This is a genomic window from Leifsonia sp. RCC_180 (assembly GCF_058138205.1).
On the sequence record NZ_CP200340.1, the window covers coordinates 666,680 to 679,109 of the forward strand.

10 protein-coding genes are annotated in these 12,430 nt (G+C 69.8%); 5 read left to right on the forward strand and 5 right to left on the reverse strand.

What is annotated here, in order from left to right:
• Window positions 1-11 precede the first annotated feature (11 nt).
• From AB7E03_RS03295 to AB7E03_RS03305, 3 genes are all read right to left on the reverse strand, one after another.
• Entirely contained in the window at window positions 12-770 is a 759-nt protein-coding gene (locus AB7E03_RS03295; RefSeq protein WP_489939278.1) for a lysophospholipid acyltransferase family protein, read from the reverse strand.
• A gap of 70 nt (window positions 771-840) precedes the next feature.
• Window positions 841-1,695 (reverse strand): hypothetical protein, encoded by an 855-nt coding sequence (locus AB7E03_RS03300; protein ID WP_489939280.1) that lies wholly within the window; start codon window positions 1,693-1,695, stop codon window positions 841-843.
• Window positions 1,696-1,794: 99 nt separating this feature from the next.
• Window positions 1,795-3,132, reverse strand: coding sequence for an aminotransferase class III-fold pyridoxal phosphate-dependent enzyme (locus AB7E03_RS03305; protein ID WP_489939282.1), 1,338 nt, complete (start codon window positions 3,130-3,132; stop codon window positions 1,795-1,797).
• A gap of 83 nt (window positions 3,133-3,215) precedes the next feature.
• Here AB7E03_RS03305 and AB7E03_RS03310 point away from each other — a divergent pair, with 83 nt between their 5' ends.
• From AB7E03_RS03310 to ispG, 4 genes are all read left to right on the forward strand, one after another.
• Entirely contained in the window at window positions 3,216-4,196 is a 981-nt protein-coding gene (locus AB7E03_RS03310) for an FKBP-type peptidyl-prolyl cis-trans isomerase (protein WP_489939284.1), read from the forward strand.
• A gap of 34 nt (window positions 4,197-4,230) precedes the next feature.
• The gene (locus AB7E03_RS03315; RefSeq protein ID WP_489939286.1) at window positions 4,231-5,310 is read left to right on the forward strand and encodes a 1-deoxy-D-xylulose-5-phosphate reductoisomerase; all 1,080 of its coding nucleotides are present in this window, start codon (window positions 4,231-4,233) and stop codon (window positions 5,308-5,310) included.
• 75 nt (window positions 5,311-5,385) lie between these two features.
• Window positions 5,386-6,717: a M50 family metallopeptidase gene (locus AB7E03_RS03320; RefSeq protein ID WP_489939288.1), complete on the forward strand. Its 1,332-nt coding sequence runs from the start codon at window positions 5,386-5,388 to the stop codon at window positions 6,715-6,717.
• A gap of 103 nt (window positions 6,718-6,820) precedes the next feature.
• On the forward strand, window positions 6,821-7,954 hold the full coding sequence (gene ispG, locus AB7E03_RS03325; RefSeq protein ID WP_489942850.1) for a flavodoxin-dependent (E)-4-hydroxy-3-methylbut-2-enyl-diphosphate synthase: 1,134 nt from the start codon (window positions 6,821-6,823) through the stop codon (window positions 7,952-7,954).
• Window positions 7,955-7,981: 27 nt separating this feature from the next.
• On the opposite strand, the gene AB7E03_RS03330 is transcribed toward ispG, so the two are convergent.
• Window positions 7,982-9,415: an RNB domain-containing ribonuclease gene (locus tag AB7E03_RS03330; protein ID WP_489939290.1), complete on the reverse strand. Its 1,434-nt coding sequence runs from the start codon at window positions 9,413-9,415 to the stop codon at window positions 7,982-7,984.
• Window positions 9,416-9,538: 123 nt separating this feature from the next.
• Here AB7E03_RS03330 and AB7E03_RS03335 point away from each other — a divergent pair, with 123 nt between their 5' ends.
• Window positions 9,539-11,305: a proline--tRNA ligase gene (locus AB7E03_RS03335; RefSeq protein ID WP_489939292.1), complete on the forward strand. Its 1,767-nt coding sequence runs from the start codon at window positions 9,539-9,541 to the stop codon at window positions 11,303-11,305.
• A gap of 27 nt (window positions 11,306-11,332) precedes the next feature.
• On the opposite strand, the gene AB7E03_RS03340 is transcribed toward AB7E03_RS03335, so the two are convergent.
• Complete coding sequence (locus AB7E03_RS03340) at window positions 11,333-12,427, reverse strand: FUSC family protein (RefSeq protein WP_489939294.1); 1,095 nt, start codon at window positions 12,425-12,427, stop codon at window positions 11,333-11,335.
• Window positions 12,428-12,430 lie beyond the last annotated feature (3 nt).

Sequence of the window (12,430 nt, forward strand, 5' to 3'; positions counted from 1 at the left end):
GGAAGACCGCGTCAGAGGCGCTCGGGGCGAAACGCCCGCTTGACCCGCTCCACCGCGTTCGCGGGCGGGGTCTCGTTGTAGACGCCGGCCAGCTCCTGGCCCGTGAGGTTGTGGATGGCCGTCATGATCGCGTCCGTCGCCTGGCGCCGTGCGCGTCCCGACTCCGGCGGCCCGAAGTGCGAGAGGTCGATCGGCTCGCCGAACGTCACCGTGATCCGGTGCGGCTTGGGGAACTTCGCACCCACCGGCTGCATCTTGTCCGTGCCGACCAGGCCGACCGGGATGACGACCGCACCGGTGGTCAGGGCGAGCCAGCCGATCCCGGTCCGCCCTCGGTACAGGCGGCCGTCGAGCGACCGGGTCCCCTCGGGGTAGAGCGCGAACGCCGCACCCGTCTCGATGATCTTGCGGGACTGGTCGAGGGCCTCCTGAGCCGCCGCACCTGCGCCACGCTTGACGCCGACAGCTCCGATGGAGGTGAAGAAGGAGCGGGAGACGCGTCCCTTCAGACCGGTGCCCTCGAAGTAGCTCGACTTCGCGAGGAACTGGACACGCCGTGGCGCCGTCATCGGGATCACCACCGAGTCGATGAACGACAGGTGATTGCTCGCCAGGATGACCTTGCCGTGCTTCGGGACGTTGCGCTTCCCGATCACGCGCGGGCGGTAGACCAGTTTGAGGAGGGGCGCCATGAGCACGCGGCCGAGGTAGTACGGCACGCCGGGCCTCTTCACCGAGGCCACACCATCGTCGGGGTCGTCGATGCTCACGTTTCGAGGGTAGGCGGGGTCGTATGCCGGTTCGGGCATGGATGCGCGCGAGTCGCGTGGCGCGCGGGTCTCACGGCTTGAGCGGCGTCACCTGCGGGCAGCCGAAGCCGGATCGGTACACCATGCAGTCCTCGACGAATCCCGTGTACCGCACAGCGAGCGGCGTCCCGAACCAGGCGGAGTAGAGCCGCGAGAAGTTGAGGTTGCCGTAGGCCGCGCAGTCCCCGCCTTCACCCTTCGGCGCCTTCAGGGTCTCGTCGTTCGGCTGGTAGGGCGTGTAGTTGTACAGGTTCGCGGTCGCCTGGTTGAGGATCGTCACCGTGCTCGCGCCGCACGTCGCATCCGGGTGGTACTGGATGCTGTTCGCGCCGACCTTGTATCGCCAGTCGCCGGGGTGCACGGTGTACTCGCGGAACTGCCACGCCGCCCGGTAGACCTGGTTGAAGAAGCCGAAGTAGCGGGCGTCGCAGGCGGCGGTGTCGGGGCACGCGTAGCCGGTGGCCTTCTGATAGCCGGATGCGCTCGGCGCGGTCAACAGCGACTGCTCCTTCTGCAGGAGCACGAGCAGCACGCGCGGACTGATCGTGCAGGCTTTCGCCACGCGCACGATGATGCTGCTGGCCCGCTCGCCCTTCTTCGCGGGCATCGCCGTGCATCGCTCCTTCGACGCCGGCTGGGCGGGCGAATCCATCCGGAAGTCGGATAGGCAGAACGAGTCGTCCTTCGGCCGGCAGCTGCGATCGTCCAGGAAGTGCTGGACCTGGCCCGCGGTCATCGCGTCCGGGTTGAAGAAGCTGTCGTCGCTGATGATGTAGCCCGGGTAGAACGGCGTGGGCGACTCGGCGACCGCTGCCGCAGGAACCAGCGCGAGCGCCGCTGCCACGGCGGACGCCGCGGCGAGCAGGCGCAGACGGGGGAGCCGCATTGCCACCATCCTTCTTTGCTGCTGTCACCGACCGCCCGGAGCGGAGGCCCTGCGACCCTAGCGATCGATTCTGAGCAGAGCGCCGGAAACGGCGGGGAATCAGCCCAGACGACCGAGGGCCTCTTCGAGCACCGTGGCCGCGTCGTCGATGAGCTCTTCGCTGATGACGACCGAGGGCAGCAGGCGCAGCACGCTGTCCCAGCTGCCCGCGTCGAGCGGGATGACGCCGTTGCGGGTCGCGTGCTGCAGCACGGCGGTCAGGGCCTCGGGATTGGGCTTCTTGGTGCCGGGGACCACCAGCTCGATGCCGAACATCGCGCCCTTCCCGCGCACCTCGCCGACGACGGGGAAGCGGTCCGCCCAGTCGCCGATCCGGGCCCACAGGGCCTTCTCGACCCGTCGGGCCTCGGCGAGAAGGTCCTCCTGCTCGAACGCCTCGAACACCGCGAGAGCCGCCGCCGTCGAGACGGGGTTGCCGCCGAAGGTGCCGCCGATGCCGCCGGGCTGGACCGCATCCATGATCTCGGCACGGCCGGTCACCGCCGCGAGCGGGAAGCCGCCGGCGATGCCCTTCGCGCTGGTGACGAGGTCCGGAACGACGCCGTGGTGCTCGATCGAGTACCACGTACCGGTGCGACCGATGCCGGCCTGGATCTCGTCCGCCACGAACACGATGCCGTTCTCGGCGCAGAACTCGGCCAGGCGGGCGAAGTAGCCGGGCGCCGGGATGATGATCCCGCCGTCTCCCTGGATCGGCTCCACGAACAGCGCGGCCAGCTCGGTCGCCCCGATGTGTGTACGGATGTAGTCGATCGTCCGCTCGGCGGCCTCCTCGCCGGTCATCCCTTCCGGGTCGCGGAACGGATAGCTGATCGGGAGGCTGTAGATCTCACCGGGGAAGGGGCCCATCCCGGCCCGCTCCGGCCAGGGGCGATACGTCATCGCCATCGTGAGGTTCGTGCGGCCGTGGAAGGCATGGTCGAGGGTCGCGATGGCGCGGCGTCCGGTGTACTTCCGGGCGATCTTGACGGCGTTCTCGACCGCCTCGGCGCCGGAGTTGACGAGGATGCTGTGCTTCTCGAAGTCGCCGGGCGTGATCTCGGCCAGCTTCTCGGCGACGGCGACGTAGTTCTCGTACGGGGTGACCGTGAACAGGGTGTGGGTCAGCTTCGCGGCCTGCTCCGCGGCGGCCGCCGCGACCCCCGGGTGTGCGTGCCCGATCGTGGTGACGCCGATCCCGCAGCCCAGGTCGATGAGCCGGTTGCCGTCGACATCCACCAGGATCGCGCCGGAACCGGACTCCATGTAGATGTTCGCCAGCGTTCCCGCGCCGCGGCTCACCGAGGCCACGCGGCGCTGCTGCAGTTCCACCGAGCGAGGGCCGGGCAGCTCGGTGACGAGATGGCGGGACTGGGGCACGGAGAATTCGCGGGTCATGAATCCATCGTATGCGGCGCATCCAGCGTTCCCCTGACCGGCGCTCAGCTTGGGCAGAGGCGGATAAGGCAGGATGGTCGACCGTGCGTACCTCTCTCAAGGCCCTGACCGCCACCGCAGCGGCCGCCCTCCTCGTCTCCGGACTCGCCGCGTGCAGCTCCGCCGCGCCGGCCGCCACCTCGACTCCTGCCGCGAACGCCTGCCAGAACGTGAAGTCGGGCGCCACCTCGAAGGCGGTCACGGTGACCGGCGACTACCGCGCAGCCCCGAAGGTGGCCTTCAAGGTACCGCTGAAGGCGACGGATGTGGAGCGCACCGTCGTCATCAAGGGCGACGGCGCCGAGGCGAAGGGCGGGTCGAGCGTGGACATCGCGCTGGCCGCCTACAACGGCACGACCGGCAAGGAGCTGACCTCCGCGCAGGGCTTCGACGGCTCGGCGCCCGCGACGGTGCAGGTCAACGACAAGGCCTACGTGCCCGGCCTGGTGCGGGCCGTCGAGTGCCTGTCGGTGGGCTCCCGCGTGGTGCTGACCGCGCCCGCGAAGGACGCCTTCGGCAACCAGGACCTCTCCCAGCTCGGACTCACCACCAAGGACAGCGTCGTTTTGGTCGCGGACGTCGTCGACCTGCCCCCGACCCGCGCGAACGGCAAGGCGGTCACCCCGCCTTCCGGCTTCCCCGCGGTCAAGCTCAACGCCAAGACCGGCGAGCCCGCCATCACCATCCCGAAGGCAGACCCGCCGACGGAGACCAAGATCGCCGTGCTCAAGCAGGGCGACGGGGAGACGGTCCAGGCCACGGACACGGTGACGATCCAGTACAAGGGCGTCCTGTGGAGGACCGGCAGCGTCTTCGATGCGACGTGGACGCGCGGTGCGCCCTACACGAACACCGCCTCCGGCTTCGTACCAGGATTCACCAAGGCACTGGTCGGCCAGAAGGTCGGCTCCCAGGTGATCGCGGTCATCCCGCCCGCCGACGGCTACGGCAGCGCAGGCAACGGGGACATCAAGGGGACCGACACCATGGTCTTCGTCGTGGACATCCTCAAGGCCACGCACTAGCCGCCGTCGTCACCCCGCTGCGTACGATGGCTTCGTGCGCAGAGTCATCATCCTCGGGTCCACCGGCTCCATCGGTACGCAGGCGCTGGATGTGGTCGCGGCGAATCCGGACCGGTTCCGTGTCGTCGGGCTGAGTGCCGGGCGCAACGCGGACGAGCTCGCCGCGCAGGCGGAACGCTTCGGGGTGGTCGACACGGCGCTCGGCGCCGACGACTCCGAACTGCTGGTGCGGTCGGTCGAAGCGGATGTGGTGCTCAACGGGATCACCGGCTCCGTAGGCCTCGGGCCGACGCTCGCCGCGTTGGAGACCGGCGCTCTGTTGGCGCTTGCCAACAAGGAGTCGCTGATCGTCGGCGGTGGCCTGGTCAAGCGGGCGGCCGCGCCTGGACAGATCGTGCCTGTCGACTCGGAGCATTCCGCCATCGCCCAGGCGCTCCGCTCGGGGGCGCCTTCGGAGGTCCGGCGGCTCGTCCTCACCGCGTCCGGCGGTCCGTTCCGCGGCCGGGCCCGGGAGTCGCTGGCTGAAGTCACCCCCCAGCAGGCGCTCGCGCATCCCACCTGGGACATGGGTCTCGTGGTCACCACCAACTCCTCGACCCTGGTCAACAAGGGTCTGGAGGTGATCGAAGCGCACCTGCTGTTCGACGTGCCCTACGACCGGATCGAGGTGACGGTCCACCCGCAGTCCGTCATCCACTCGATGGTGGAGTTCGTGGACGGGTCGACGATCGCCCAGGCGTCGCCGCCCGACATGCGGCTTCCGATCTCGCTCGGTCTCGGCTGGCCGGACCGCGTGCCCGACGTCGGCACACCGTTGGACTGGACGACGGCGCACACCTGGACCTTCGAGCCGCTCGATACCGAAGCCTTCCCGGCCGTCGCGCTCGCAAAGCGCGTCGGGCTTGCCGCCGGCACGTACCCGGCCGTGTTCAACGCCGCGAACGAGCAGGCCGTCGCCGCGTTCCACGCGGGCGCGATCGGCTACCTCGACATCCTCACGACGGTGGAGCGCGTGGTCGACGCGCACGTCCCGGCCGGCGAACTGACCAGGGAGTCGCTGGCGGAGTCGGAGCGCTGGGCGCGCTCGAAGGCCGACGCCCTGATTGCGGGGTAAGACCACGGCTCGCGCATAGCCGCCATAGAGGTCGTTCGCGGCCTCCTCGCAGGCGTCCGCCAGTACTCTGAAGCCGTGGAATCCGTGCTCCTCTTCGTCCTCGGCGTCGTCATCATCCTGATCGGCGTCGCTGTGTCGATCGCGCTGCACGAAGTGGGGCATCTGGTGCCCGCGAAGCTGTTCGGCGTCAAGGTGACGCAGTACATGATCGGGTTCGGCAAGACGCTGTTCTCGTTCCGCCGTGGCGAGACCGAGTACGGCGTGAAGGCGATCCCCCTCGGTGGCTACATCTCCATGATCGGGATGTTCCCCCCGGGCAAGGAGGGCGGACGCGGCCGCAACGCGACCACCGGCTTCATGCAGCAGATGGTCCAGGATGCGCGCACCGCGAGCTCCGAGACGGTGGCCGTCGGCGAGGAGGAGCGCACCTTCTACAAGCTCCCGGTCTGGAAGCGGATCGTGATCATGTTCGGCGGGCCGTTCATGAACCTGGTGATCGGCGTCGTCCTCTTCGGCGTCCTCCTGATGGGCTTCGGCGCTCCGCAGAGCTCGACGACCGTCGCGACCGTGAGCCAGTGCGTCCTGCCCGCCGGGAGCACGTCCAAGACCTGTCCGGACGATGCTCCGCAGGGCCCGGCCGCCGCCGCCGGCCTGAAGCCCGGTGACACCATCGTCAGCATCGACGGCACCAGGATCAGCAGCTGGGACCAGTCCACCGCCATCATCCGCGAGTCGGCGGGTCGCTCGCTCACGATGGTGATCAGCCGCGGCGACGAGCAGCGCACCGTGCAGCTCACGCCGGTCGTCAACAAGGTCGCCAAGACGGACGCCAGCGGCGCCGTCGTCAAGAACGCCAACGGCGGCATCGAGACCCTCACGGTCGGCTTCGTCGGCATCGGCCCGGTCGCGAAGCTGGTGCCGCAACCGGCCACCGCCGTGCTTCCCGCGGTCGGTGCCCAGACCGGGGCGGTCTTCAACGTGTTCCTGCACCTGCCGCAGCGCATGGTCGACGTCTGGAACGCCGCGTTCGGCTCGGCCGAGCGCGACCCGAACGGACCCATCAGCGTCGTCGGCATCGGCCGGGCGGCGGGTGAGCTCACCGCACTCGACGGCGTCCCGGCTGTCGACAAGGTCTACACGATGATCGGGATGCTGGCCTCGCTCAACATCGCGCTGTTCGTCTTCAACCTCGTCCCGCTGCTGCCTCTCGACGGCGGTCACATCGCCGGCGCCCTCTGGGAGGGGCTGCGCCGCACCTGGGCGAAGATCTTCCGCCGACGCGATCCAGGACCGGTGGACATGGCCAAGCTCATGCCGCTCACCTTCGCCGTCGTGATCGTCCTCGGTGGCATGAGCGTCCTGCTCATGTACGCGGATATCGTGAAGCCGGTCAACCTCTTCGGCTGACCCCTGGCCGCCCGTGCCATCCGTTGGCGCGCTCACCGGAGGCACCCAGCCGCCTCCCACGGAGCCGCGTAGGATTGAGCCCGTGGCAGCAATCAATCTGGGGATGCCCAAGGTCCCCGAAACCCTCGCACCCCGTCGCAAGTCCCGTCAGATCAAGGTGGGCAAAGTCCTCGTCGGCGGTGACGCTCCCGTCAGCGTCCAGTCGATGACCACGACGCCGACGACCAACATCAACGCCACGCTGCAGCAGATCGCCGAGCTGACCGCCTCCGGCTGCGACATCGTCCGCGTCGCCGTCCCCAGCCGTGACGACGCCGAGGCGCTTCCGATCATCGCCAAGAAGAGCCAGATCCCGGTGATCGCCGACATCCACTTCCAGCCGAACTACGTGTACGCCGCGATCGACGCCGGCTGCGCCGCGGTACGCGTGAACCCGGGCAACATCCGCAAGTTCGACGACCAGGTCGCCGAGATCGCCCGCCGGGCGAAGGCGGCCGACGTCTCCCTCCGCATCGGCGTGAACGCGGGATCGCTCGACCGGCGACTGCTCGAGAAGTACGGCAAGGCCACCCCGGAGGCACTGGTCGAGTCCGCCGTGTGGGAGGCCAGCCTGTTCGAGGAGCACGACTTCCACGACTTCAAGATCTCGGTCAAGCACAACGACCCCGTCGTCATGGTGAAGGCGTACCGGATGCTCGCCGAGCGCGGCGACTGGCCCCTCCACCTCGGTGTGACCGAGGCCGGCCCGGCGTTCCAGGGCACGATCAAGTCGGCGACGGCATTCGGCATCCTGCTCGGCGAAGGCATCGGCGACACCATCCGCGTCTCGCTGTCGGCGCCGCCGGCGGAGGAGGTCAAGGTCGGACTGCAGATCCTGCAGTCCCTGAACCTGCGCGAGCGCAAGCTCGAGATCGTCTCGTGCCCGAGCTGCGGCCGGGCCCAGGTGGACGTCTACTCGCTGGCGGACAGCGTGACCGAGGGTCTGCAGGGTATGAGCGTGCCGCTGCGTGTCGCTGTCATGGGCTGCGTCGTGAACGGCCCGGGCGAGGCACGCGAGGCCGACCTCGGTGTCGCCAGCGGAAACGGCAAGGGACAGATCTTCGTCAAGGGCGAGGTCATCAAGACGGTGCCGGAGTCGGAGATCGTCGCGACGCTCATCGCCGAGGCGAACCGCCTCGCCGAGGAGATGGGGGACACCACCTCCGGCGAGCCGACGGTGAGCGTCGGCGCGCACTGACGTTGGGGCGGCGTGCGCGCTGCCCTCTCAGGACCGAACGTCGGCGAACGACACGCGACCCGTCGCGATGTCCGCCGCCGTCAGTCGCAGGCGCACCCGGTCGCCCGGCGCCACGCCGTCCGGGCGCGGCGCCGACGCCGTGACCGCCGGGTCGTCGAGCTGAACGAGGATGCTGCCGTTGCGCACGCCGAGCACCGTGGCATCCAGCTCGCTCCCGATCCGGGAGGAGAGGAGGGCCGCCTCCACCCGGTCCACGGCGCCCGCGTCGAGTTGGGCGGCGAGTCGCGAGGAGTTGCCCATGATCGACGGCAGGACGCCGAGCGAGGTGCGCGCCCACTCGGGAACCGGCTCACCGGCGCAGAGAGCCGCGCAGATCACCAGCCCCCAGCGGTCGACCAGTCGGCGGAGCGGCGCGGTGACGTGCGCGTACGGAGCCGCGATGGCGGACTGCTGCGGATCCGTTGGCGCCTCGCCGTCCATCACGACGTAGCCGGCGCCCCGGAAGAGGCTGGTCGCGGCCTGCAGCACCGCCGCGGCGCGCGGCTCCGCGTGGTCGAGCAGGCGCAGGTACTCGCCGTACGGCACGCTGTCGGCCCAGGGGAGACCGAGCGCGACGGTCTGCGCGCGAAAGGCGGCGAACGCCTCGGCGCTCGGAGCCGGCATGGTGCGGAGGATGCCGACCCGCGCATCCAGCATCAGCTTGGCGGCCGCCATGCCGGTGAGGAGCGAGAGCTGGGCGTTCCACTCCTCGACGGGCAGGGGTGCTCGGCGCTCCAAGGTGTACGCGCCGTTGCGGAAGACCACTTCCTCGTCGGGGGTGTTGAGGCTCGCGCCGCCGCGTTCCCGCTCGCAGGCGATGCGGGCGGTGCCGATCTCGGGCAGCAACGCGAGCTCGGGCGGTGCGCTGCCGTCGTCGAGCGCGCGCTGCGCTTCCTCGTAGCTCCACTGGCGGCGCGACCGGATGCGAGCTCGCGAGACGTGCACCGAGGTCTCGTGACCAGCGGAGTCGAGCGCGATGTCCCAGACGAACGCTCCGCGAATCGCGTCGGGCAGCAGCGAGCCGGCGTGCTCGCCGATGGCGGAGGGGTGCAGCGGCACCCGCCCGTCGGGCGCGTACAGCGTCTGCCCTCTGCGCCGAGCTTCCGCATCCACCTCGCCGTCGGGCGTCACCAGAGCCGGGACGTCCGCGATGGCGTACCGCACGCGGAAGCCGTGGTCCGTGCGGGAGAGGTGCAGTGCCTGATCCAGGTCGGTCGAGCCGGCGGGGTCGATGGTGAGGAACGGGACGTCGGTCAGGTCGGCGTCGGGCAGCGGGTGCTGCGCGGAGACCGCGTGCGCCTCGGCCTCAACGGGCTCGGGGAAGCCGTCGGGAAGGCCGAGCTCGTGACGCAGGGCCGCCAAGGAGGCGGCGAGCGGGGCCGCCGAGGCGGAGTCGGTGACACGGGTCCGGCGGTCGGGCATGCCGCCACACTAGCCTTCGCGTCCGACGCCCCGGATCGTGTCCACAGGTTCACTCTTTCAGCGGTTGTACCCACCGGGCCCCGCCGCGCGTTGAGCCCCGTGGCCGCCCCTTAACATGGAACGGTGCCTACACGCCTCAGCAACTACTTCCTCCGCACCCTCCGTGAAGACCCCTCCGACGCGGAGGTGACCAGCCACCGGCTGCTCGTCCGCGCCGGATACATCCGTCGCCAAGCGCCGGGCATCTTCGCGTGGCTGCCGCTGGGGTTGCGGGTGAAGGAGAAGATCGAGCGGATCATCCGCGACGAGATGGCGGCGGCGGGGGCGCACGAGGTGCACTTCCCCGCGCTGCTGCCGCGCGAGCCCTACGAGGCCACCGGCCGGTGGGAGGAGTACGGCGATGGGATCTTCCGCCTCCACGACCGCAAGGGCGCCGACTACCTGCTCGCGCCGACGCACGAGGAGGTGTTCACCCTGCTGGTGAAAGACCTCTATTCGTCCTATAAAGACCTGCCGCTGTCGATCTTCCAGATCCAGGACAAGTATCGCGACGAGGCACGTCCGCGTGCCGGGCTCCTCCGTGGCCGCGAGTTCACGATGAAGGATGCGTACTCGTTCGACTACACAGACGAGGGGCTCGACGCGAGCTACATGGCGCAGCGCGACGCCTACGAGCGGATCTTCACCCGGCTCGGGCTGTCGTATGTCATCGTCCAGGCCGATGCCGGGGCGATGGGCGGCTCGCGCTCGGAGGAGTTCCTGCACCCGACCGTCGTGGGCGAGGACACGTTCGTCCGTTCGCCCGCCGGCTACGCGGCGAACGTCGAGGCCTTCACGACCGAGATTCCGCCGACCCGTTCGTACGAGAAGCTGACGCCGCAAGAGGTGCTGGACACGCCGGGCACTCCGACCATCCAGTCGCTCGTCGAACTCGCCAACGAGAAGCACCCTCGGCCGGACGGCCGCGCGTGGGGCGCGGCGGACACGCTCAAGAACGTGGTGCTCGCGCTCACGCACCTGGACGGCACGCGTGAACTGGTGATCGTCGGTCTGCCTGGCGACCGCGGCGTCGACCTCAAGCGCGCCGAGGTGGCCTTCGCTCCGGCCGAGGTCGAGGCGGCTACGGACGCCGACTTCGCCAAGCACCCCGGGCTTGTGAAGGGCTACATCGGCCCCTGGTCGCCGGAAGGCCCTGTGCTGGGTGAAGAGTCGGCGACGGGGATCCGCTACGTCGTCGACCCGCGCGTCGTCGACGGCTCGGGATGGATCACCGGCGCGAACATCGAGGGCAAGCACGTCTTCGGTCTGGTCGCCGGTCGCGACTTCGGCTGGGACGGGGTCGTCGAAGCCGCAGAGGTCAAGGCGGGCGACCCCGCGCCGGACGGCTCGGGCCCCGTGGAGCTTGCCCGCGGCATGGAGATCGGTCACGTCTTCCAGCTGGGCCGCAAGTACGCGGAGGCGCTCGGACTCAAGGTGCTCGACGAGAACGGCAAGCTCGTCACCGTGACGATGGGATCGTACGGAATCGGCGTCACCCGGATCCTCGCGATCATCGCGGAGGAGAACAACGACGACCGCGGTCTCATCTGGCCCGAATCCGTCTCGCCGTTCGACGTGCACGTCGTCGCGGCGGGTCGGGATGCGGCCGCCTACGAGCTTGCCGAGCAGGTCGTCGTGCAGCTGGAGGATGCTCGCCTCGACGTGCTCTACGACGACCGCCCCAAGGTCTCCCCGGGTGTGAAGTTCGGCGACGCCGAGCTGATCGGTGTGCCGCGAGTGCTCGTCATCGGCCGCGGTGCGGCCGAGGGCGAGGTCGAGCTGTGGAACCGCCGTACGGGTGATCGACGCACCCTCCCGGTCGGCGAGGCGGTGGCAGAGCTCACGGCGTAGCCGAGCCCGGCCGGCGGTCGGCCGGGGTCAGCCCGTGGACGCGTCGTCGCCGGCGATCTCCACGTGGATGCGGCGGAGGTCCTCCACGAGCGACCCGATCAGCACCCAGTGGCGCGGGTCCGGGGTGATGACGGTCAGCGGAGCGGTGAGCACCGGAACCCCGGCGGTCTCCGTGCCGGGTTCGACGACGGGCTCGTCCGGGTCGCGCGTCAGCAGCCGGAGGTCGTGAGCGGCGCGGTCGAGCTCGTCTGCGATCGCGTGGATGGTCGGCTCGGCCGCCAGGCTGTCGTCGTAGTGATCGTGGAAGGCGCGCGTCATCCCGAGCGTGCGGTTGATCAGCGGACGCAGCCGGTCGAACAGCTGCTGATCGTGGTCCAGGAACACGCGATGCTTCCGCTGCCGCGGGTTCAGCGAGAGGCTCTCGTCCGCAGCGGTCAGCGCCGCCTGTGCCTTGGCCTCCATCGGCCGCAGCAGTCGCGCCTCGATCAGCAGCGCATCCAAGTCGGGCCGGGTCTGCTCGGTCGTCAGGGCGTCCGCGAGACGGTCCAGCGTCGACGCGATCTCGGCCCCCAGCGCGATCACCGCCTGGCGGGCGGGAGCCGTCAGGACGGGAGGGACGATCGCCACGTTGACGACGACGCCGATCGCCGCGCCGATCACCGTTTCCACGATCCGGGCGAGCGCGTACTCGGGGTCGGAGGCCCCGATCGCGAGGACGAGCATGGCGGTGATCGGCACCTGATTGGCCGTGCCGGGCGTCAGGCGGAGTGCCCAGGCGAGCAGCACGGAGACGACGACCGCGAGCAGCACGATCCAGCTGTTGGTGCCGAATGCCAGACCGATCAGATACGCGATGACGACGCCCCCGATGACGCCGAGGGAACGCTCGATGGCACGGCCGACCGACTGATTCACACTCGGCTGGACCACGAGCAGGGCGGCGATGGTGGCGAAGATCGGCAGCTCGCCATGGACGAAGAGGCTGGCCGCTCCCCAGGCGAGGATCATCGCAACGGCCGTCTTCACGACCTGCAGGAAGGGCGCCCGCGTCGAGGTGCGGATGGTGGTGGGGAGCGCGAGGGCCGCCGGGAGCCGGCGTCCGGACGTCCTGTTGCGAGCCACCCG

What these genes read in the sequence shown, in the direction of transcription:
- AB7E03_RS03300 (WP_489939280.1), bottom strand. Translation starts at nt 1,695, where the DNA reads ATGCGGCTCCCCCGTCTGCGCCTGCTCGCCGCGGCGTCCGCCGTGGCA.
- AB7E03_RS03305 (WP_489939282.1), bottom strand. Translation starts at nt 3,132, where the DNA reads ATGACCCGCGAATTCTCCGTGCCCCAGTCCCGCCATCTCGTCACCGAG.
- ispG (WP_489942850.1), top strand. Translation starts at nt 6,821, where the DNA reads ATGCCCAAGGTCCCCGAAACCCTCGCACCCCGTCGCAAGTCCCGTCAG.
- AB7E03_RS03330 (WP_489939290.1), bottom strand. Translation starts at nt 9,415, where the DNA reads ATGCCCGACCGCCGGACCCGTGTCACCGACTCCGCCTCGGCGGCCCCG.